We start from the raw sequence: 24,763 nt of genomic DNA on the forward strand, positions 1-24,763 counted from the left end.
TTGATACGACCGGGTCTCCTGGTCACGCCGCCGATCAGCAAGGACCCCATGCATGAATGCCGCAGACGCCCAGAAACTAGCCCGTCGTTTTATCGAACTGCCACAGGACAAACGCCGTTTGTTCCTCGCCGGCATGGCCCGTGAGGGCATCGATTTTGCGCAGCTTCCCATGACTGCCTGTGACGGAATCGCCGAGCGCGACGGGCTTTCGTACGCCCAGCAGCGGATGTGGTTTCTTTGGCAACTGGACCCGCACAGTGCCGCTTACAACTTGCCGATGGCGGTGCGCCTGACGGGCGACCTGCAAGCGCAGGCGCTGGAGCAGGCGTTCAGTCTACTGGCGGCGCGGCACGAGTGCTTGCGCACCACCTTTGGTCAGGAGGGTGAGCGCGCGTTTCAGCGTGTCGCCGAACCGCAGCCGTTGAAACTGCCGATCACTGATCTGAGTGCGCTGCCCGAGACCCGGCGCTGGCCGCTGGCGCAACAGCACATGATGGCTGAGGCCGCTCAGGCCTTCGATCTGGAGAACGGTCCGCTGCTCAGCCTGCGCCTGTTGCGTCTGGCCGAGCAGGAGCATGTGTTGCTGCTGACCTTGCACCACATCATCGCCGATGGCTGGTCAATGAATATTCTCATCGATGAATTCATGCGCACTTACGATGCTCTGGTGGCGGGCCGCGAGCCGTCATTGCCGGCACTTACCGTGCACTACCGCGATTTCGCCCTGTGGCAACGCAGTTGGCTGGAGGCCGGTGAGCGCGAACGTCAGCTGGATTACTGGCGCACGCAATTGGGCGACGAGCATCCGCTGCTTGAGCTGCCGACCGATCGTGCCTATCCGGCGCAATCCAGTCATCAGGGCGCGCGACTGGAAGCGGTGATCGACGCAGCGCTGCGCCAAGAGCTGAAAAACCTCGCGCAACGCCAAGGTGTGACGCTGTTCGTGGTGCTGTTGGCGGCGTTCAAAACGTTGCTGCATCGCTACAGCGGCCAGACCGACATCCGCGTCGGCGGGTTGATTGCCAACCGTACGCGCAGCGAAACCGAAGGGCTGATCGGCTTCTTCGTCAACACGCAGATCCTGCGCAGTGAAGTCACCGCACAAACCCGTTTTGCCGATCTGTTGCAAAGCCTGCGTCAGGCTGCGCTCGGCGCCCAGATTCATCAGGATCTGCCGTTCGATGCCTTGATCGAAGCCTTACAACCGGCGCGCAGCCAAAGCCACAACCCGTTGTTCCAGGTGATGTTCAACCACCAGCCGCTGGTGACTGACTTGCACGATGTGCAACTTGAGTCCGGTTTGCAGGTGGGCTATTTGACTGAGGAGCAATTGGCCGGCAGCGGTCGCCAACATGCCGCCACCAGCGACCTGATGCTCGACACCCGCGAGGAGGGCGAGCAGTTGTTCGCGGCGTTCACCTACGCCACCGATATTTTTGATGCCACCACCATTGCTGCTATGGCCGGGCATTGGCGCAACATCCTCGCGTCCGTGTGCCGCGATCCGCAGCAAATCGTCGGCGAAGTCGAACTGCTGGCGGAGGCGGAACGTGCACAACTCATTCAGGCCACCGAAGCAGAACCTGTGTTCGCCAGCGTGCAGACCCTGTTCGAAGCGCAAGTAGCGTGCACGCCACAGGCATTGGCAGTGATTCTGGCGACCGAGCCGTCGCCGGCACTCAGCTATGCCGAGTTGAACACCCGCAGTAATCGTCTGGCCCATCAGTTGCGCGCTCGCGGTGTCGGCCCTGATGTGCTGGTCGGTGTCGCGTTGGGGCGCTCGCTGGAACTGGCGGTGGCGTTGCTGGCGGTGCTCAAGGCCGGCGGCGCCTACGTGCCGCTGGATCCGCAAACCCCGGCCGAACGCTTGCGCCATGTGCTAGATGACAGCGGTTTGAAATTGCTGCTGACCGATCACGCCAGCCTCGCCAGCCTGCCGGATCTGGATGGCGTCGATTGCCTGTGCCTGGAGCAACTGGCCGAGAGTGATCAGGCCGACAATCTGCCGGTGACGGTCGCCGCGCAAAACCTCGCCTATGTGATCTACACCTCCGGTTCCACCGGGCGCCCGAAAGGAGTCGCGGTCAGCCACGGCGCGCTGAGCGAGTTCATCGCCCGCGCCATTGATTACAGCGACCTGCGTGAAGGCGATCGCGTTCTGCAGTTCGCCACCAGCAGCTTCGACGGCTTTGTCGAGCAGTTTTTCCCGCCGCTGTGCCACGGCGCCGCAGTCGTCCTGCGCGATGCGCGGTTGTGGGACAGCGCGGCGTTGCATCAAGTGATTGTCGATCACGGCATCACCTTGGCCGACTTGCCGGCGGCTTATTGGTATTGGCTGGTGCAGGAATTTGCCGCTAATCCACCGAGCGGCTTCGGTGCGCTGCGGCAGATTCACGTCGGCGGCGAAGCGATGGCGGTGGACGGTTTGCGCTTGTGGCAACAGGCCGGTTTGGGCCATGTGCACTTGCTCAATACCTACGGGCCGACCGAGGCCACGGTGGTGTCGAGCATTCACGATTGCACGGCATTGACGGCAGACGCCGTGTCGTGGCGCGGCATCCCGATCGGCCACGGTCTCGACGCGCGCCGTTTATACGTGCTGGACGATGATTTGAACCTGCTGCCGCAAGGCGCGGTGGGCGAGTTGTACATCGGTGGTCCGGGCCTGGCGCGGGGTTATCACCGCCAGCCGATGCTCAGCGCCGAGCGTTTTATCGCCGACCCGTTTGCCGATGGCCAGCGCCTGTACCGCACCGGTGACCGCGCGCGCTTGCGACCTGACGGAGCCGTGGAGTACATCGGTCGGGCCGATCATCAAGTGAAGATTCGCGGTTTCCGCATCGAGTTGGGCGAAATCGAATCGCGCCTGCAGCAATGCTCTGGCGTTCGCGAAGCCGTGGTGCTGGCGGTGCCGCTCAGCGGCGGCCAGCAACTGGTGGCCTACGTAGTCGCCGATAAGGCCTCGCTCGAAAACGCCGCGACGCAAGCGGCGTTCCGTCAGCAAATTCGCGCTGCCCTGCAAGCCCATTTGCCGGACTACATGGTGCCGGGCCACTTGCTGTTGCTGGCGAACCTGCCGCTGACACCCAGCGGCAAGCTCGATCGCAAGGCGTTGCCGGCGCCGGATCCGGCGCAGTTGCAGGGCGATTATCGCGCCCCGCAATCGGACGCCGAGTTGTGTCTGGCGCAGATCTGGGCGGATGTTTTGCAAGTTTCGCGGGTGGGTCTTGACGATCACTTTTTTGAACTGGGCGGCCACTCGCTGTTGGCCGCGCAAGTGATTGCCCGGGTGAAAAGTCAGCAGGGCGTGGTGCTGCCGCTACGCAGCCTGTTCGAGAAACCGCTGCTGATCGATCTGGCCGCCGTGTTGGCGCAACTGGCAGATGGCGCAACGAACGACGACTGGTCCGACATGGATCAGTTCATGAGTGCTTTGGAAGGAGAAGAAGTATGAGCGGCACAATGGCGGAACGTATCGCGAAGAGGTTCGTCGGCTTGCCGCTGGAACAGCGTCGGCTGTTTCTGGCCAAGTTGCGCGAAGATGGCAAGGACTTCAGCCTGTTGCCGCTGCCGGTCAGTCGTCACGATATCGCGCCGATTCCGTTGTCGTTCGCTCAGCAGCGCCTGCTGTTTCTCTGGCAACTCGAACCGCAAAGCGCTGCTTACAACATGGCCGCCGGCCTGCGCCTGAACGGGCGTCTGGACGAAGCGGCGCTGCAGCGCTCCTTCGATCATCTGGTGGCGCGCCATGAGGTCCTGCGCACGGTGTTCCAGACTGACGGTGATCAGCCGCATCAGGTGATCCTTGAACAGCAACCGCTGGCCGTGGAGCGTATCGACCTGACCCGCATGCCGGCAGCAGAACGCGAGCAAGCGTTGGCGCAACAGGTGCAGACCGTCACTGCAAGGCCTTTCGATTTGCGCCACGGGCCGCTGCTGCGCGCCAGTCTGTTTGCCCTGGCCGACGAGGAATTCGTGCTGGTGGTGAGCATGCACCACATCGTCTCTGACGGCTGGTCGATGGACGTGATGGTCAAGGAATTCGTCCAGTGCTATCAGGCGTTCAGCCTCGAACGCGAACCGCAATTGCCGGCGCTGGCGCTGCAATACGCCGACTATGCGATCTGGCAGCGCCGCTGGCTGGAAGCCGGCGAGGGCGAGCGTCAACTCGATTACTGGCGCCAGCAACTGGGTGAAGAACATCCGCTGCTGGAAGTGGCGCCGGACTTTGCCCGGCCACTGACGCAAAGCTTCGAAGGCCAGACCCTGAGTTTTGATTTCGGTGCGCCGCTATCCCTGCAACTCAACGCCTTCGCCCGTAGCCAAGGCATCAGTCTGTTCATGCTGGTGCTGGCCGGGTTCTCGCTGTTTCTGTCGCGGCAGGCCGGGCAGCGCGACATTCGTGTCGGCGTGCCGAATGCCAACCGTGGCCGTGCTGAAGTCGAAGGGCTGATCGGCTTTTTCGTCAACACCCAAGTGCTGCGTTGCGAGGTGGATGAGCGCGGCAGTTTCGAGGATTTGCTGGCGCGGGTGCGTGAAGCTTCGTTCGGCGCGCAGGCGCATCAGGAGTTGCCGTTCGAGCAACTGGTGGACGAATTGGTGGCTGAACGCACCCTCGGCCACAACCCGCTGTTCCAGGCCAAGTTCAACCAGAACGTCGGCATGCAGAAACAGCGCGCGATGGCTCTGCCAGGGCTGACTGTCGCCGAGTATCCGCTGGACAAGGACGGCACCCACTTCGATCTGGCGCTGGACATCACCGATGACGGCACGCTGATTCACGGTCAGATGACCTATGCCAGCGACCTCTATCGCCCGCAGACCGTCGAAGCTTTCGTGCTGGCCTTGCTCGGTCTGTTCAGCGAATTGCTGAAAGCGCCGCAGGCACCGTTGCACAGTGTTGCGTTGATCTTGCCAGCACCGCTCCCGGCACCCGCCGAACCGGCGTTGATGGTGTTGCAGCACTGGGATCGTGAAGTCGCGCGCCAGCCCGAAGCATTGGCCGCGCGCGACTTGAATCAGGCCTTGAGTTTTCAGGGGCTGGATCAGGCGGCCAATCGACTGGCCCATCATTTGCGCGCCCAAGGCGTGCGCGACGGCCAGCCGGTGGCAGTGCTGATGGAGCGTTCGCTGGACTGGCTGACTTCTGTGCTGGCGATCTTCAAGGCGGGCGCGGTGTACATGCCGCTGGACGTCAAGGCGCCGGACGCACGCCTGCAGCAGATGCTTGGCGCTGCGAAAGCACGGCTGCTGTTGTGCGCCGAAGGCGATGCGCGTGTCTCCGCGCTGGCGGTCGATGGCTGTCAGGGCATCGCCTTTGCAGCGCAGCAGTGGCAGTCAATGCCGGACACTTGCCCAGCCGTGACGCTGTGCGCGCAATCACCGGCGTACGTGATTCACACCTCCGGTTCCACCGGGCAACCGAAAGGCGTACTGGTCAGCCACGGTGCGCTGGGCAGTTATGTGCGCGGTGTGCTGGAACGGATGGCGCCGACGGCGGACAGCAGCATGGCGCTGGTCTCGACCATTGCTGCGGATCTGGGCTTTACCGTGCTCTTCGGTGCGCTGTGTTCCGGGCGCCTGTTGCATGTCTTGCCGGAAGAATTGGGCTTCGATCCGGACCGCTTTGCCGAGTACATGGCCACGCATCAAGTGGGCATGCTGAAAATCGTCCCGGGCCATCTGGCCGCGTTGTTGCAGGCCGCGCGGGCTGCCGACGTGCTGCCGGAACACGCGTTGATTGTCGGCGGTGAAGCGTGCTCGCCGGCGCTGGTCGAGCGCGTGCGCCAGCTCAAACCGGGCTGCCGCCTCATCAACCACTACGGGCCGAGCGAAACCACGGTGGGCGTGCTGGCCCATGAAGTCGGTGATCTGAGCCTGACGCGCAGCGTACCGGTCGGTAGCACACTGGCCGGCGCTCACGTTTACGTGCTCGACGATGTGCTGAACAACGTCGCCGATCAGGTGGCTGGCGAGTTGTATATCGGTGGTGACAGCGTGGCGCTGGGCTACCTGAATCAGCCGGGGCTGACGGCCGAGCGCTTCCTGCCCGATCCGTTTGGCGCGCCGGGTGCGCGGGTGTATCGCAGCGGCGACCGAGTACGCCGCAATCGTCAGCAAACGGTGGAATTCATCGGCCGCGCCGACGATCAGGTCAAGGTGCGCGGTTATCGCGTGGAGCCGGCGGAAGTCGCGCGGGTGTTGCTGGGCCTGGACGGTGTCAGTGAAGCGGCGGTGCTGGCGCTGTCACTGGATGACGACCCGACGCGTCTGCAACTGGTCGCGTGGTGTGTGCCGGCGGCGGGGCTGACCTTGCAGGCGCAGGCGCTGCGCGAGCAATTGCAGGCGTGCCTGCCGGATTACATGGTGCCGGCGCAGATTGTGCTGCTGGAAACATTGCCGCTGACGGCCAACGGCAAGCTCGACAAGCGTGCTTTGCCGGTGCCGGGCGTGGTCACTCAGCACTTCGTCGCGCCGCAAGGTGAAGTTGAAGAGAAACTCGCGGCGATCTGGGCCGATGTGCTCAAGCTTGAACGCGTGGGCAGCAGCGACAACTTCTTCGAACTGGGTGGTGATTCGATCCTCAGCTTGCAGATCATTGCCCGGGCCAAACGCCAGGGCATCAAGCTGAGCCCCAAGCAATTGTTCGAAAAACAGACCATCGGCCAACTGGCCGCCGTGGCTAAACTGATCGAAGCCAAGCCCGTCACGGCTGCGGCACCTGCTGCTCGCGGGCCGTTGCCATTGTTGCCGATTCAGGCGCGGTTCTTCGCAACCCCGATTGCCCAGCGTCAGCACTGGAACCAGTCGGTGATGTTGCAGCCGACCACGCCGCTCGACGCCGCGCATCTGCGCACGGCGCTGGCCGCGCTGATCGAACAGCACGACGCATTGGCGCTGAGCTTCCAGGCGTCCGCCGACGTGTGGCAGGCAATGCCGCAGACCCAGCGTGATCCGCAGCTGTTGTGGGTGCGTGAGCTGGACAGCCTGGACGCTTTGCCGGCATTGGCCGATGTGGCCCAGCGCAGCCTGAATCTGCAACAAGGGCACTTGGTGCGGGCGGTGTTGGTGAATCTGCCGAATGCTGAGCAACGCCTGTTGCTGGTTATCCATCACCTGGTGGTCGACGGCGTGTCGTGGCGCATTCTGCTGGAAGATCTGCAGCACGCTTACACTGCGCTGGCGGCGGGCACGCCGCTGGTCTTGCCGGGCAAAAGCAGCTCGCTGCACAGCTGGGCCGAACATCTGCAGCGTTACGCGCAGAGTGAGGCGCTGGCCGCTGAGAGCGCCTACTGGCGGCAAACCCTGGCGGCGGGCGACGCGCAACTGCCACGGGATTTCCCGCAGGACACCCAGACCCGCGCACAAGCGGCCCGGGCCAGCACGCGCTTGAGTCAGACGCTGACGCACAAACTGCTAAAAGTGGCGCCAGCGGCGTATCGCACGCAGATCAATGATCTGTTGCTGACGGCCCTGGCGCGGGTGTTGTGTGACTGGAGCGAACAGCCTTCGGTACTGATTCAGCTCGAAGGTCATGGTCGTGAAGACTTGTTCGACGACATCGACCTGAGCCGCACCGTGGGCTGGTTCAGCAGCTTGTTTCCGGTGCGCCTGACCCCTGAATCGACACCGGGTGCGTCGCTGTGCGCGATCAAGGAACAGTTGCGGGCGGTGCCGGGCAAAGGCATCGGGTTTGGCGTGCTGCGTTACTTGAGCCAATCCGCCGAGTTGCAGGCATTGCCGCAGCCGCGCGTGACCTTCAACTACCTCGGCCAGTTCGACGGCGCGTTCAACGCCGACGCGGGTGCGCTGTTCGTGCCAAGCGGCGAAAGCACCGGCGCTAATCAGGACGCGGCAGCGCCGCTGGGTAACTGGCTGAGCGTTGACGGTCAGGTCTACGGCGGTGAGCTGGAATTGACCTGGACCTTCGGCAGCGGCATGTATCGCGCAGAAACCGTCGCGGCGCTGGCCGAAGCCTACCGGCGCGAGCTGGAGCGTTTGATCGAACATTGCTGCGACAGTGGCGAGGCGGCTGTGACGCCGTCGGACTTTAGTCTGGCAACGCTGACCCAGGCACAACTGTCGGCGCTGCCGATCCCGGCCCGCGACATCGTCGACCTCTATCCGCTGTCGCCGATGCAGCAGGGCATTCTGTTCCACAGCGTCAACGATCCGGACAGCCCGGCGTACACCAATCAATTGCGTGTGGATGTGCAACAACTCGACGCCGAGCGCTTCCGTCTAGCCTGGCAGCAAACCGTTGATGCCCACGAGATCCTGCGCACCGCATTTGTCTGGCCACAAGACGCTGGCGCCGCAGTACAAGTGGTGCGTCAAAGTGCGCAGATGCCATGGCGCGTGCAGGACTGGCGCGGTCGTGCTGACCTCGGCACGGCGCTGGAGCAACTGGCCAGCGAGGATTTGGCCAACGGTTTCGACCTGACTGGCGCGCCGCTGTTGCGGGTGACGCTGGTGCGCACGGACGAGGCCACGCATCACCTGATTTACACCTGCCATCACATCCTCATGGACGGCTGGAGCACCTCGCAGTTGTTCGGCGAAGTGCTGCAGCGTTATGCCGGCCTGACCCCGGCGGTCGGGCAGGGGCGCTATCGCGATTACATCGAATGGCTGGATCAGCGCGATCAGCAGGCCAGCCGCGATTTCTGGACGACAGCCCTCGCTGATCTTGATGAGCCGACGCGTCTGGCCAGTGCCGTGTCGGGCGGGCAGCACGCGGCCAGCGGTTACGCCGATCACGCGCATGTATTCAGCGAAACCTTGACGGCGAACTTGAACCGCTTCGCCCGCGAGCAGAAAGTCACCCTCAACACCTTGGTGCAAGCGGCGTGGCTGGTGCTGTTGCAGCGTTATACCGGGCAGGACCATGTGGCCTTCGGCGCCACGGTTGCCGGGCGTCCGACGGATTTGCCGGGCGTCGAGCAGCAGATCGGTCTGTTCATCAACACCTTGCCGGTGGTCGCGGCGCCGTCCGCCGAGATCGTCGTCAGCCAGTGGCTGCAACAGGTGCAGGACGTCAATCTGGCACTGCGTGAACACGAGCACACGCCGCTCTACGACATTCAGCGTTGGGCCGGTGCCGGTAACGGCGCGTTGTTCGACAGCATTCTGGTGTTCGAAAACTACCCGATGGCCGAAGCGCTGCAACAAGGCCCGGCCACCGGTCTGAAGTTCTCGGCGATTCGTCGTCAGGAACAGACCAACTACCCGTTGACGCTGGTGGCGGTCACCGGGCGTGAGCTGAGCCTGGGGATCAGTTACGACCGGGCCAGTTTCGATGCGGCCGCAATCAGCGGTTTGAGCGCGCAACTGGAGAGCCTGCTGACGCAGTTCCTCGCCGATGCTTCTCTGCCGCTGGGCGATTTGCAATTGCTTGCAGAACCGCAGCGTCAACAAGCCATCGCTTGGGGCAAGGCTGACCTCACGGCAACGGACGCGCGCACGGTGCTGGAACACCTCGCCGCGCAAGTGCAGCGCCAACCGCAAGCGCATGCGGTGCTGTTCGCCGAACAACAGATCGATTACCAAAGCCTCGATACTCGGGCCAACCGTCTGGCGCACAAGCTGCAGGCACTGGGTGTCGGACCGGAGGTGCGCGTCGGCGTGTGCATGCGACGCACGCCAGATATGCTCGTGGCGTTGTTGGCCATTCTCAAGGCCGGTGGCGCGTATGTGCCGCTGGATCCGGACTACCCGCAGGAACGCTTGCTGCACATGCTCGATGACAGCCGCGCCGCCGTGCTGATCACCGAACCGGCCGCACTGGCGCTGCTGCCTGAAAACTTGAGTGCGCAGGTGTTGTTGGTGGAAGAGGGCGCGTTGAGCGCGTTCCCGACAACGGCACCGCTGGCGAATGTCACTGCGCAGAATTTGGCGTACGTCATCTACACCTCCGGTTCCACCGGCAAACCGAAAGGCGTAGCCATCACCCACGGCAACCTGTCGGCGCTGATTCAGTGGTCGGCCGGGGTCTATCGCGAAGAACAGTTGCGTGGCGTGCTGGCGTCGACGTCGATCTGCTTCGACCTGTCGGTCTGGGAGATTTTCGTCACTCTGGCTTGCGGGGGTTGCCTGGTGTTGGCGGACAATGCGCTGGCGCTGGCCGATTTGCCGGCCCGCGAACAGGTCACCCTGATCAACACGGTGCCGTCGGCGATTGCCGCGCTGCAACGGGCCGGGCAGATTCCGCATTCGGTGGCGACCATCAATCTGGCCGGTGAACCGCTCAAACAGAGCCTGGTCGACACGTTGTACGCGAGCACGTCGGTGCAACAGGTCTACGACCTCTACGGGCCGTCGGAAGACACCACCTATTCGACCTTCACCCTGCGCACCCCGCAGGGGCAGGCGAACATCGGCCGGCCGTTGCCGAACACCGTGGCCTATCTGCTCGACAGCCAGTTGCAAGTACTGCCGAGTGGCGTGCCCGCCGAGTTGTACCTGGGCGGTGCCGGTGTCACCCGGGGTTATCTGCTGCGCGCAGCGCTGACCGCCGAACGCTTTGTGCCGAACCCTTACGCCAGCAACGGCGAGCGCCTTTACCGCACCGGCGATCTGGTGCGTCAGGGCGGCGACGACAACATCGAGTACATCGGCCGGGCCGACCATCAGGTGAAGATTCGCGGCTTCCGTATCGAACTCAGCGAAATCGAAGCGCGACTGCTGGAGCAGGACGACATCCGTGAAGCGGTGGTGCTCGCTCAGGACGGAGCCGCCGGCAAACACCTGCACGCCTATGTGGTGGTGGCGCAGGCTGTGGTCGATCAACCGGTGTTGGCGGAACACTTGCGCAATGCACTGGCCAGTCGCTTGCCGGCGCACATGGTGCCAGGCCACTTGCACCTGATCGACGCCATTCCGCTGACTCCCAACGGCAAGCTCGATCGCAAGGCGCTGATGGCCTTGGGCGACGGCCCGACGCAGCAGCACTATCAGGCGCCGCAAAGCGATTTGCAGTGGGAGGTGGCGACGATCTGGCAGGAGGTGCTGGAGGTCGAGCAGGTGGGCCTCGCGGACAACTTCTTCCAGCTCGGCGGGCATTCGTTGCTGGCCACGCTGGTGGTGACCCGGATCAAGGAGCGTCTGGGCGACAAGGTGCCGCTTAAAGAGTTGTTCGAAACCGATACCCTCAAGGCGTTCTGCGCGCGAATCGAGGCTCTGCGCGTCGAAATGTCGCCCGTTCAGGATGAATTGGCTAAATCCCTGGAGGCCCTCAAACGTCTATCCCTCGATGATCTGGAAAAACTGATTTCTTGAGAGGGAAAAACGCGTGCAAGAGTTAATCGAGTCGGTAGGACAACTTTCGGCTAAGCAAAGAAAGGCTCTGGCGGTTCTGCTCAAGCAGAAAGGCGTCAACCTCTTTGACATTGCCCCGGTTTTCAAGCGCACGGCTGAAGAGCCGTTGCTGCTCTCCTACGCTCAGCAGCGCCAGTGGTTTCTCTGGCAGTGGGCGCCGCACAGTGCGGCCTACAACATTCCGACGGCCCTGCGTTTGCAGGGTCCGCTGGATGTCAGCGCGCTGGAGCGCAGCGTTCAGGCGCTGATCGAACGACACGAAACCTTGCGCACGGTGTTCTCCCAGGAAACCGCGCAACCCTTGCAAGTGGTCCTGCCCGCAGGGCCCTTTGCACTGGAGATCCATCAACTGAGCGCTGAGCTGGCCAACGACGCGGATGCCTCGATCCAGACGTTCGTGCAGACCCAGAGCCAGAAAACTTTCGACCTGCAGCACGGCCCGCTTTTGCGCGCAGCGCTGCTGCAAGTCGGCCCCAATGACCATGTGCTGGTGCTGACCCTGCACCACATCGTCTCCGATGGCTGGTCGCTGCAAGTGATGATCGAGGAACTGGTGCAGCTCTACGCCGGTTTCAACCTCGATCACGACGCCGGTCTGCCGGCGCTGCCGATTCAATACGCCGACTACGCCTTGTGGCAGCGGCAGTGGATGGAGGCCGGTGAACAGGAGCGGCAACTGGCCTACTGGCAAGAGAAACTCGGTGGCGAACAACCGGTGCTGGAACTGCCGATGGATCGCCCGCGCACCATCGAGCAAAGCTTCGCTGGCGCCAGCCATAACCTGATTCTCGACCCGGCGCTGAGCAACGCGCTCAAAGCCTTCGCCCGGCAAGAAAACGTCACCCTGTTCGTGGTCTTGCTGGCCTCGTTCCAAGCCTTGTTGCATCGCTACAGCGGTCAGGCCGACATCCGCGTCGGCGTGCCAAATGCCAACCGTGGCCGGGTAGAGATCGAGCGGCTGATCGGCTTCTTCGTCAACACTCAGGTGCTCAAGGCCGACATCGATGGGCAGATGTCCTTTGTCGATCTGCTGCGTCAGGTCAAACAGACCGCGCAAGAAGCGCAGGCCCATCAGGACTTGCCGTTCGAGCAACTGGTCGAAGCACTGGAACCGGGCCGCAGCCTTAGTCACAGCCCGCTGTTCCAGGTGATGTTCAACCATCAGGCCGAGCGCCGCGTGAGTGTCGAAACCCGTTTGAATGGCCTGAGCATCGAGCCACTGGAATGGCAGAGCCAGACCGCGCAGTTCGACCTGACCCTCAACACCACCGAACAAGCCCATGGCATCGAAGCCGTACTGAAATACGCCACCGATCTGTTCGACGCCGCGACCATTGAGCGTCTGGCACAACACTGGAACGCGCTGTTGCAGGCCATCGTCGCTGCGCCGACCCAGCGCATTGGCCAGTTGCTGATGCTCGATGCCGGCCAGCAGCAACAATTGCTCGCGCAGTGGAATCCTGAGCGGGTCGAGCAACCGCTTGAGCAGTGCATTCACCAAGCCATTGAAGCGCAGGCCGAGCGTTATCCCGATGCGATCGCCGTGACGTACGACGGGCAACGCCTGACGTACGCCGAACTCAATCGCCGCGCCAACCAGTGGGCGCATGCGCTGATCGCGCGTGGCGTTGGCCCGGACGTGCGTGTTGGTGTCGCGGTCGAGCGTTCGCTGGACATGATTGTCGCCATCCTCGCTGTGCTTAAGGCCGGTGGCGCTTATGTGCCGCTGGATCCGGGCTACCCGGATGATCGCTTGAGCTACATGATCGCGGACAGCGGCATCGAGCTGCTGCTGACCCAAGGCCATCTGCTTGCGCAACTGCCGGTACCGTCAGGGCTGGCGTGCCTCGATCTGAATCAGACCCCAGAGCCCGACAACGAAACCAACCCGCTGTGCCTGACCACGTCGGACAGCCTGGCGTACGTCATTTACACCTCCGGTTCCACCGGTAAACCGAAAGGCGCATTGCTGCCGCACGGCAACGTCATGCGGCTGTTCAGCGCCACCGAACACTGGTTCGATTTCGGCCCGCAGGACAGCTGGACGCTGTTCCATTCCTACGCCTTTGACTTCTCGGTTTGGGAGATTTTCGGCGCGCTGTTGTATGGCGGCAAACTGGTGGTGGTGCCCCACGACGTCAGCCGTTCACCGGAGGATTTCTACACGCTGCTGTGCGATGAAAACGTCACCGTGTTGAACCAGACGCCGTCGGCGTTCAAGCCCTTGATGCAGGTCGCCAGCGAGTCATCGCGCAACAACGCTCTGCGCTACGTGGTGTTCGGCGGCGAGGCGCTGGAAGTGCAGAGCCTGCGCCCGTGGTTCGAACGTTTCGGCGACCGTGCGCCCACGCTGATCAACATGTATGGCATCACTGAAACCACCGTGCACGTGACCTACCGGCCGTTGTCGATGGCCGATCTTGAACAAAGCCACAGCAGCCCGATTGGCGAGCCGATTGTCGACCTGTCGTGGTACTTGCTCGATGGCTCGCTGAACCTGGTGCCACAAGGTTGCATCGGTGAGCTGTACATCGCCGGTGCCGGTCTGGCCCGGGGTTATCTGAATCAGGCCGGCATGACCGCCACACGTTTTGTGCCAGACCCCTTCAATCCGCAGGCCGGCGAGCGTCTGTATCGCACCGGCGACCTAGCGCGGCTGCGCGGCGACGGGGTGATCGAGTACATCGGGCGGATCGACCATCAGGTGAAGATTCGCGGTTTCCGTATCGAGCTTGGCGAAATCGAAGCGCAACTGCTCAAGCACGCCGACGTGCGCGAAGCGGTGGTGCTGGCGGTCGACGGTATCAGCGGCCAGCAACTGGCAACCTGGATTGTCGCCAACGAGGCGCTGGATACCGAAGGGCAGGGCACACTGCGCGATTCGATCAAGGCGCATCTGCGCGAAACCCTGCCGGATTACATGGTTCCGGTCAGTTGGGCGTTCCTTGAACGCCTGCCGCTGACGGCCAACGGCAAACTCGATCGCAAGCAACTGCCGCACCCGGAAGTTGCGCAGGCGCAGGAAGTCTATGCCGCACCGCGCAACGAACTGGAACAGCGTCTGGCCGAGATCTGGCAGGACGTGTTGAAGGTCGAGCGTGTCGGCCTCAACGACAACTTCTTCGAGCTGGGCGGCGACTCGATCATTTCGATTCAGGTGGTCAGCCGCGCGCGTCAGGCGGGCATTCGCTTCACCCCCAAAGACATCTTCCAGCATCAGACCGTGCAACGTCTGGCGACCGTCGCGCAACAGAGCGACGCGGTGCAAATGCAGCAGGGCGAAGTGCTCGGCGACGCAGTGCTGACACCGATCCAGCATTACTTTTTCAACAGCGACATTCCGGCGCGGCATCACTGGAACCAGTCGATCCTGCTGACCCCGGCCAGCGCACTGCACGCGGCGCCGCTGGAGCAGGCGCTGGTGCAGTTGCAGCGCCACCACGACGCCTTGCGCCTGCGTTACCGGCAAACCAACGATGGCTGGCAGCAGAGCCACGCGCCGGCGGATCAGGCGCAAACCTTGTTGCGCACGGTCACCCTGGACGACAGCGCAGCATTGCCAGCGCTGTGCCTGGACTTGCAACGCAGCCTCGATTTGCTCGATGGTCCGCTGATTCGTGCAGTGTTGGTTGACTTGCCGGACGCCACTCAGCGTCTGCTGCTGGTGATCCATCACCTGGTGGTCGATGGCGTGTCGTGGCGGATTCTGCTGGAAGATCTGCAAAGCGCTTATCAACAACTGAGCAGCGGTCAGGCTGTGCGTCTGCCGGCCAAGACCAGCGCGTTCAAGGATTGGGGCGAGCGTCTGCAGAAGCATGCCCGTAGCGCTGAACTGGAAAGCGAACTGGATTACTGGCGCGGGCAACTGCGCGATGAGTCGGTCGAACTGCCGCTGGACAACCCGCATGGCCAGTTGAGCAACCGTTTCGAGCGCAGCGTCGATACGCGTCTCGACGCCGAACGCACTCGCCAGTTGCTGCAACAGGCACCTGCGGTTTATCGCACCCAGGTCAACGACCTGCTGCTGACCGCGCTGGCCCGCGTGCTGTGCCAATGGACGAACACCGATAGCGCCCTGGTGCAGCTTGAAGGCCATGGTCGCGAAGACCTGTTCGATGACGTCGACCTCAGCCGCACGGTGGGTTGGTTCACCAGCATGTTCCCGGTGCGCCTGACCCCGGACGCCAGTCTGGAAACCTCGATCAAAGGCATCAAGGAGCAACTGCGCGCGATCCCGAACAAAGGCATCGGTTATGGCTTGCTGCGTCATCTGGGCAGCGCCGAGTCGCAAGGGGTCTTGAACGAACTGGCGCAACCGAAGGTGACGTTCAACTACCTCGGCCAGTTCGACAACAACTTCGATGAACACGCCCTGTGGGTGCCGGCCACTGAAGACAAGGGCGCCGGTCAGGACGAAAACGCGCCGATGGCCAACTGGCTGACCATCGATGGCCGGGTTTATCAGGGCCAGTTGAGCCTGACCTGGACTTACAGCGGCGATGTCTTTGAAGAGGCGACCATCAACGCGTTGGCCCGCGCTTATGAAGTAGCGCTGAGCGAGTTGATCGACCATTGCCTGAACCATCCGAGCGGCGGTTTGACGCCATCGGACGTGCCGTTGGCCGGGTTGTCCCAGGCGCATCTGGATAGCTTGCCGATCGCTGCCCAGCGCATCGAGGACATCTATCCGCTGGCGCCGATGCAGCAAGGCATCCTGTTTCACAGCCTGTACGACGCCGATGCCAGCGCCTATGTCTATCAGATGCTGCTGGATATCGACGGCCTCGACGTGGCGCGTTTCCAGCAGGCCTGGCAGCGCGTGGTGGATCGCCATGAAGTGCTGCGCGCCGGTTTTATCTGGGGCCGCGATGGCCTCGATGCGCCGCTGCAAGTGATCAATCGCCAGTTGACCCTGGAAATGCCCGAAGTCGATGTGCGCGGTGTGGCGGACTTGCCGGCCGTGCTCGAAGCGCGGGCGCAGGCTGATCGCGCACGCGGTTTCGATCTGCAGAACCCGCCGCTGCTGCGTCTGTGCCTGCTGCGCACCGGCGATGACCGCCATCGTTTGATTTTCACCTGCCACCACATCCTCATGGATGGTTGGAGCAACTCGCGGATGTTCGGCGAGGTGTTGCAGGATTACGCCGGTCAGCCGGTACCAAGCGCGCAGGGCCGTTATCGCGACTTCCTCGTCTGGCTGCAAGGTCAGGACAAGGCGGGCGCAGAGGCATTCTGGCGCGGACAACTGGCCGCACTGGACGAACCGACCCGACTGGCTTCGGCCTGTCACGGGCGTACCGTGCCGGGGCCTGGCAAACAGATGCATCGCCTGCATTTCGACCAAGCCTTCACTCAGCGCCTGAACGGTTTCTCCCGTCAGCAGCAAGTGACCCTCAACAGTCTGGTGCAAGCCGCGTGGTTGCTGGTGTTGCAGCGCTACACCGGCCAGGCCACGGTAGCCTTTGGTGCGACTGTGTCCGGACGTCCGGTGGATCTGCCGGGCATCGAGCAGCAATTGGGCCTGTTCATCAACACCTTGCCGGTGATCGCCAGCCCGCAAGCCACGCTCAGCGCCGGCGACTGGGTGCGCAGCGTGCAGGACAAAAACCTGTTGCTGCGCGACTACGAGCAGACGCCGTTGCAGGACATCCAGCGTCTGGCCCAGCTGAGCGGCGAAGCGTTGTTCGACACCTTGCTGGTGTTTGAAAACTATCCGGTGTCCGAAGCGCTGGAAGCCAATCCGGGCGGTCTGCGTTTCGCTGGCCTGGAGCATCGCGAGCAAACCAACTACGGCCTGACCCTGATCGCCGGGGCCAGCGATGTCTTGAACCTGGACTTCAACTACCTCACCGAACACTTTGCCGAACGCAGCGTGCTAGGTCTGGCGGGGCATCTGGAAGAAGTGCTGCGTCAATTCATCGAGGCGCCGCAGCGTCTGCTCGGTGAGATCGGCCTGTTGCCACTCGCCGAACGCCAGACCCTGGCGCAATGGAACGACCATCAGGCCGCGTATCCGGCTGAGCGGTTGATCCCGCAAAGTTTTGAACGTCGCGTCGCGGCACATCCGCAGGCACTGGCGCTGAGTCATGCCGGCGTCGCCCTGAGCTATGCCGAGCTCAATCAACGCGCCAACCAGTTGGCTCATCATCTTGTCGCACTGGGTGTCGGTGCGGAAATCCGTGTAGGCGTGGCGATGCCGCGTTCGGCGGAGCTGGTCATTGCCCTGATGGCGGTGCTCAAGGCCGGTGGCACCTATGTGCCGCTGGACCCGGATTACCCGGCGGATCGCGTGGCCTACATGCTCGACGACAGTCAGGCGAAAGTCTTGCTCACGCAGCAGTCGCTGCTGGCGCAACTGCCGCAGACCGATGCGCAGGTGGTGCTGGTCGAGGCGGGTAGTGCAGCATTTGCCGAGCAGCCTGCGGACAATCTTGCTGCGCGCGGGGATTCGGCCAATCTGGCCTACGTGATCTACACCTCCGGCTCTACCGGCAAGCCGAAAGGCGTGGCCATTGCCCATCGCAACGTGCAGGCGCTGATTCACTGGTCCGCCGAGGTCTACAGCGAAGACGATCTGCAAGGTGTACTGGCGTCGACGTCGGTGTGCTTCGACCTGTCGGTGTGGGAGATCTTCGTCACCCTCGCACGCGGCGGCTCGATCGTCATGGCGCGCAATGCCCTGGAACTGCCGGACTTGCCGGAGCGCGATCAGGTGCGCCTGATCAACACCGTGCCGTCGGCGATTGCCGCGCTGCAACGCACCGGGCAAATTCCGCCGGGCGTGCGCATTATCAACCTCGCCGGCGAGCCACTGAAGCAGAGCCTGGTCGACACGCTCTACCGCGAGACGGCGGTGGAGCACGTCTACGACCTGTACGGGCCGTCGGAAGACACCACCTATTCGACCTACACCCGCCGCGAACTGGGTGGTCTGGCGAACATCGGCCGGCCGCTGGTCAACACCACGGCGTACCTGCTCGATGGTCAATTGCAGCAAGCGCCGCTGGGCGTGGCGGCCGAACTGTACCTGGCCGGCGACGGCATCACCCGTGGCTATTTGTTCCGCCCCGGCCTGACCGCCGAACGTTTCGTGCCCAATCCATTCTCGAGCAGCGGCGAACGCATGTACCGCACCGGCGACCTGACTCGCTTCAGCGATGACGGCCGGATCGAATACGTCGGCCGCATCGATCATCAGGTCAAGGTGCGCGGTCTCCGCATCGAACTGGGTGAAATCGAAGCGCGTCTGCTCGCTCAGGACAGTGTGCGCGAGGGCGTGGTGCTGGCGGTGGATGGCCACAGCGGTCAGCAACTGATGGCGTATGTGGTGCCGAGTGACAGCAGCCTCAGCCTCGAACAATTGGACGATTTGAGTGAAACGCTGCAGGCCGCGCTGAAGGCGCATCTGCCGGAATACATGGTGCCGGCGCAGTGGCTGTTCCTCGAACAGTTGCCGCTGACCCCCAACGGAAAACTCGACCGCAAAGCCTTGCCTGCAGCGGACGTCAGCCAGTCGCAGCGCGAATACGTGGCGCCATCGACGCCGCTGGAGCAGCAACTGGCCGAGGTCTGGCAGGACATTCTGAAGATAGAACGGGTCGGCGTGACCGACAACTACTTTGCGCTGGGCGGCGATTCGATCATCTCGATTCAACTGGTCAGCCGTGCGCGCCAGCAGGGGATTCGCTTTACCCCCAAAGACCTGTTCCAGCAGCAGACCGTGCAGAAGCTCGCCGCTGTGGTTGCGCTCGAGTCGTCGACCGACGAGGCGCCGGCGGATTATCCGCTGGCGCAACTCGATCAGGCGCAGCTCGATGCGTTGCCGGTGCCGGCCGACCAGATCGAGGATGTCTACCCGCTGTCGCCGATGCAGGAAGGCATGCTCTTTCACACTCTGTCGGATAACGGCAGCAGCCTTTACGTGCAACAGGTCAGCCTGCCGATCAAGGGCCTGGACGTGGAGCGCTTCCGTCAGGCGTGGGAATTTGTCATCGCCCGTCAGGCGATTCTGCGCACCAGTTTCCATTGGCAGGACGGCCTGGCCAAACCGTTGCAGGTGGTGCATCGCCATGCGCCGTTGCAAATGCAGGTGCTCGATTGGCGTGAGCGCGAAACCAGTGAAGAACTGATTGCCGAGTTCGCCAGCGATGACCGTGCGCTCGGTTTCAATCTGGCCGAAGCGCGTTTGTTGCGGGTGACCCTGCTGCGCCTGAGCGAAGATCAGTACCAGATGATCTGGACCAGCCACCACATTCTCATGGACGGCTGGAGCAGTTCGCGGCTGTTCGGTGAGGTGCTGCAGTATTACGCCAAGGGCGAAATCATCGGCGAGAACGGTCGTTACCGCGACTTTATCGCCTGGTTGCAGGCGCAGGATCAGGACGCTCAGGAGCTGTTCTGGAAGGCGCGGCTGGCGGCGGTCAACGAGCCGACGGCACTGAGCCAGGCGATGCACCCGCGCCACAGCGCCGATGTCGCCGGTCACGATGCAATCTATTCGAACTGGGATAAAGCGCAGACCGCGCGGCTGTTGCAGTTCTGTCGCGACCTGCGCATCACCCCCAACACGCTGATTCAGGGTGCATGGTTGCTGCTGTTGCAACGCTACACCGGGCAGCAGACGGTGACCTTTGGCGCCACGGTGTCGGGGCGTCCGGAAAGTCTGGCGAATGTCGGCAACATGCTCGGTCTGTTTATCAACACCTTGCCGATCATTCAGACCCCGCAAGCCGATCAGCGTCTGGCTGACTGGCTGGGCGAAGTGCAGGCCTACAACCTCGACATCCGTGATTATTCCCAGGCGCCGCTGGCGGATGTACAGCGCTGGTCCAGCCTCGGTGGGCAGGCGTTGTTCGACAGCATCGTGGTGTTCGAAAACTTCCCGATCGACGATCGCTTGCAGGAAGACAACGACACCGATCTGACCTTCGGCAAATCCATCGGCCATGGCGTGACCAACGTGCCGATGGACCTCGCGGTGATGCTCGGCGACGAGTTGTCGATCGAATACCTGTACCTGCGCAGCCACTTCAGCGCCGAGGCGGTTGTCGGTATTCGCCAGACCATGGAAAACACCCTCGCCGCGATGCTGGCGGCGCCGTACGAACGCCTCGGTAATTTGCAGCGCCTGAGCGGCGAGCAATGGCAAGCGGCGCAAGCCTGGAGCGCTGAACCGGCACACACCCATCAAGCCGCGCTGTTGCCGGAACTGATCAGCCGTCACGCGCAACAGCAGCCGCAGGCCATCGCCCTGCAATGCGCCGGAATGAACCTGACCTACGCCGAACTCGAGCAACGCGCCAACCGACTGGCGCACTGCCTGATCGAACAAGGTGCCGGGCCGGAAGTGGTGATCGGCGTGGCCTTGCCGCGTTCGCTGGAAATGGTCGTGAGCTTCCTCGCCGTGCTCAAGAGCGGGGCGGCGTACGTGCCGCTGGACATCGACTATCCGCCGGAGCGTCTGGCCTACATGATCGAAGATTCCGGCATGGCGCTGTTGCTGACCCAGAGCAGTCTGCGCAGCACGTTGCCGGCGCCGCAAGGCCTGCTGCGCCTGGAAATCGATCACCTCGATGAAAGCCGCTACGCCGACCACGCCCCCGAACGTCGCGTGCAGGAGCAGGGCCTGGCCTATTTGGTCTACACCTCGGGTTCCACCGGCCGGCCGAAAGGCGTCGCGGTGACCCAAGGCCCGCTGAGCATGCACTGTCAGGCCATCGCCGAGCTGTACGAAATGGACGCCAGCAGTTGCGAGCTGCACTTTATGTCGTTCGCCTTCGACGGGGCCCATGAGCGCTGGTTGAGCACCTTGTACAGCGGCGGTCGTCTGCTGATTCGCGACGGTTGCCTGTGGACGCCGGAGCAGACCTATCAGGCGCTGCACGACTACGGCATCACCATTGCCTGCTTCCCGCCGGCCTATCTCAAGCAACTGGCCGAGTACGCGGCGGCCAGCGGTATTGCGCCGCCACCCGTGCGCATCTATTGCTTCGGCGGTGACGCGGTGCCGGATCAGACCTTCGAGCAGGTCAAAGCTGCGCTGCGTCCGCAGTACTTCACCAACGGCTACGGCCCGACCGAAACCGTGGTCACGCCGATGCTCTGGAAAGTCCCGGTCAGCCAGCATTGCGAAGCGGCGTACGCGCCGATCGGCCGCGCCGTGGGGGCACGCTCGCTGTACGTGCTGGACGAAGACCTGAACCCGCTGCCGCCAGGCTTTGCCGGTGAGTTGTACATCGGTGGCTATGGCGTCGCCCGGGGTTATCACGGCCGTCCGGACCTGACCTGCGAGCGCTTCGTACCCAATCCGTTCGCGGCGGGCGAGCGCCTGTATCGCAGCGGCGATCTGGTGCGTTTACGCGCCGACGGTGTGGTCGATTACGTCGGCCGTATCGACCATCAGGTCAAGGTGCGCGGCTTCCGCATCGAACTGGGTGAAGTCGAGGCCAGTCTGCGCCAGTTGCCGTCGGTGACTGATGCACTGGTGATCGCCCGGGACAATGCCTCCGGCAAGCAACTGATCGGTTATGTGGTCATCGCGACCGGTGCAGACATCGGCGATGAACTCAAGGCGGGCCTGCGCGCCTCGTTGCCGGAATACATGGTGCCGGCGCAGATCGTCTGCCTGAACGCTTTCCCGGTAACGCCTAACGGCAAGCTGGATCGCAAGGCGCTGCCGGAACCGGAATTCAAAACCGAAGAATACGTCGCCCCGCGCAATGAGCAGGAAAGCCTGCTCGCGGACATCTGGGCGCAGGTGCTGCAGGTCGAACAAGTGGGCATCAGCGACAACTTCTTCGAACTGGGCGGCGATTCGATTTTGAGTTTGCAGGTGATCTCCCGCGTCAGAAACCACCCGACGTTGCAGATGGATCTCAAGCTGCGCGACCTGATGCGTTATCAGACCATCGCCGGCATCGTCGAGCAGGAAGCGGCGAAGGAGGGCACGGCACAACCGCAGACGGACGTCACGCACGTGGCCGCCGAGGGCTTGTTCAATCTCTTGCCGATTCAGGAGTGGTTCTTTGCTGAAGGCATGGCCGAGGCGCATCACTACAACCAGTCATTGCTGTTGAGCGCGCGCCAGCCGCTGGACCTCGATGCGCTCGAGCAGGCACTGGGCTGGATCGAGCAACATCACGACTCGTTGCGCCTGCGTTTCTCCCACGAAGGCGGGCGCTGGATGCAGCGTTACTGCGACCTCAGTGAACAGGGCGAGACGTTGCTCTGGCGCCGCGAGGCGGACAACAGCGAGCAGGTCGAAGCCTTGGCCAACCTTGCCCAGCGCAGCTTGAAACTCGATGACGGGCCGGTCTGGCGGGTGATGCACGTCGCCTTGCCGGATGGCCAGGCGCGCCTGCTCGTGGTGATTCATCACTTGGTGGTCGACACCGTGTCGTGGCGAATTCTGCTCGATGATTTGAAAGTGGCGTATGAGGCGTGCGTGCAGGGGCTGCAACCGAAACTGCCGATTCGCACCAGCAGTTACCGATCGTTCGCCGAAGCCTTGCAGGCGCAGGCGCCGGTGATTGCCGAGCAGGAACTGGGGTATTGGCTGGAGCAACTGGATCAGCCGGGCGTCGACTTGCCGTGCGACAACCTGCGCGGCAAAAACCTCGTGCGTCAGCAGGCGCAGGCGCGGCTCAAATTGTCTCGCGAGCACACTGAACAACTGCTCAAACAGGCCCCGGCGGTGTATGGCACGCAGATCAACGACCTGCTGTTGTCGGCGCTCAGCCGTGCCCTGTGCCGCTGGAGTCAACAACCGTCGGCACTGATCCTGCTCGAAGGCCATGGTCGTGAAGATCTGTTCGAGGCCATAGACCTGAGCCGCAGCCTGGGCTGGTTCACCAGCATGTTCCCGGTGCGTTTGCGCCCCGACAGCGACGACATCGGCCAGTCGATCGTCAATGTGCAGGCACAGTTGGCAGCGGTGCCGCAGAAAGGCATCGGCTATGGCGTGCTGCGGCATCTGGCAGGCGCTGAGGTGTCGAGGCAACTGGCCGAGCTGCCGCAAGCGCGGGTCACGTTCAACTACCTGGGGCAATTCGACCAGAGCTTCGACGAGCAGGCCCTGCTGGTGCCGGCGCTGGAAGAAACCGGTGACAACTACAGCCTCAAAGCCAATTTGGGCAACTGGCTGGAAATTGTCGGCCAGGTCTATGACGGTCAGTTGGCCTTGCGTTGCATCTACAGCAGCCAGCGTTATCGCGCCGGCACCATGGATGCCTTGATGAGCGATTACCAGCGTGAGCTGGAAGCGTTGGTCGAGCATTGCATGGCACGCGCGGGCTGATCGCCACACGTTCAGTCATCTTCGGGGGCGCTGCCGCGGCGCGCCCCTTTTTTGCCGATACAAGGATTTAAGCGATGTCGTTACACCCTGATCTGGAAGCCTTCCTCGATCTGGCCCAAGACAGCCAGGACGCCGGCCTGCCGGCCATGCACCAAATGACCCCGAACGAAGCCCGCGCGACTTTCGAACAGACCACTGCGCAACTGCGCTGGCCGGCGCCTGAAGACCTGTTGGTCAGCGCAATCGACACGTCGGCACGTGATGGTGCGCCGTTGGCATTGCGTCTGTATCGCCCCAATGCTGCGGTCTCGCCGATGCCGATGCCGATGCCGGTGCTGGTGTATTTCCATGGTGGTGGTTTTGTTGTCGGCAGCCTCGACTCTCACGACGGTGTGTGCCGCGAGTTTTGTCAGCGCACGCCGTGTGCGGTGTTGTCGGTGGGCTATCGACTGGCCCCGGAGCATCGTTTTCCAACGGCATTGGAGGATGGCGAAGACGCTTTGTCGTGGTTAGCGGAAAACGCCGTAAGTCTTGGGCTTGATACCTCGCGCGTGGCGTTTGGTGGCGATAGTGCCGGCGCGACGTTGGCTACGGTGCTGGCGATTCAGGCCGTGGTGCAACCGCATACTGTGGCCATCGCGCCGAAGGCGCAGTTTTTGTGCTATCCGGTGACCGATGCTTCGCGTGTGCACGATTCGCGGTTGTTGTTTAGCGAGGGGTATTTGTTGGAGAGCGATACGCTTGACTGGTTTTATCAGCATTACGCCCGCAGTCCGCAAGATTATCTGGACTGGCGTTTTTCGCCGTTGTTGGCGGAGGATCTGCAGGGGGTGGCGCCGGCGATTGTGTTGTTGGCGGGTTTTGATCCGTTGTTTGATGAGGGGCAGGCTTACGCTGATAAGTTGCGGGGGCAGGGGGTGAGTGTTGAGGTTGAGCATTGTCCTGGGCTGACGCATGATTTGCTGCGGATGGCTTCGGTGATGCCTGATGTTTTGCGGGTGCATGAACGCCTGAGCCGGGCGTTGGCGGGGGTGTTGGTTTGATTTTTGGGGGGGTGGTTTTTGGGTGAATATCCGTTGCTGCGGTAATGGCGGCTTAGGGTTCCGCCCTTACGGCGGGTCACTTTTTACAAACGCCTAAAAAGTAACCAAA

Annotated in this window: 4 protein-coding genes; all 4 read left to right on the top strand. The window is 62.7% G+C overall.

Annotated features, from left to right (window positions below; all coding sequences use genetic code 11):
• Positions 1–52: 52 nt before the first annotated feature.
• The 4 genes from ACOYXH_RS06280 (at position 53) to ACOYXH_RS06295 (ending at position 24,654) form a co-directional block, all read left to right on the top strand.
• Positions 53–3,454: an amino acid adenylation domain-containing protein gene (locus ACOYXH_RS06280; protein ID WP_460410379.1), complete on the top strand. Its 3,402-nt coding sequence runs from the start codon at positions 53–55 to the stop codon at positions 3,452–3,454.
• Positions 3,451–11,277, top strand: coding sequence for an amino acid adenylation domain-containing protein (locus ACOYXH_RS06285; RefSeq protein WP_460410380.1), 7,827 nt, complete (start codon positions 3,451–3,453; stop codon positions 11,275–11,277). Before ACOYXH_RS06280 ends, ACOYXH_RS06285 begins: the two co-directional genes overlap by 4 nt.
• Positions 11,278–11,290: 13 nt before the next feature.
• Positions 11,291–23,611, top strand: coding sequence for a non-ribosomal peptide synthase/polyketide synthase (locus ACOYXH_RS06290; RefSeq protein WP_460410381.1), 12,321 nt, complete (start codon positions 11,291–11,293; stop codon positions 23,609–23,611).
• Positions 23,612–23,685: 74 nt separating this feature from the next.
• Positions 23,686–24,654, top strand: coding sequence for an alpha/beta hydrolase (locus ACOYXH_RS06295; protein ID WP_460410382.1), 969 nt, complete (start codon positions 23,686–23,688; stop codon positions 24,652–24,654).
• The last annotated feature ends 109 nt before the right edge of the window (positions 24,655–24,763 follow it).

This window comes from Pseudomonas sp. Mb7 (genome assembly GCF_054790525.1).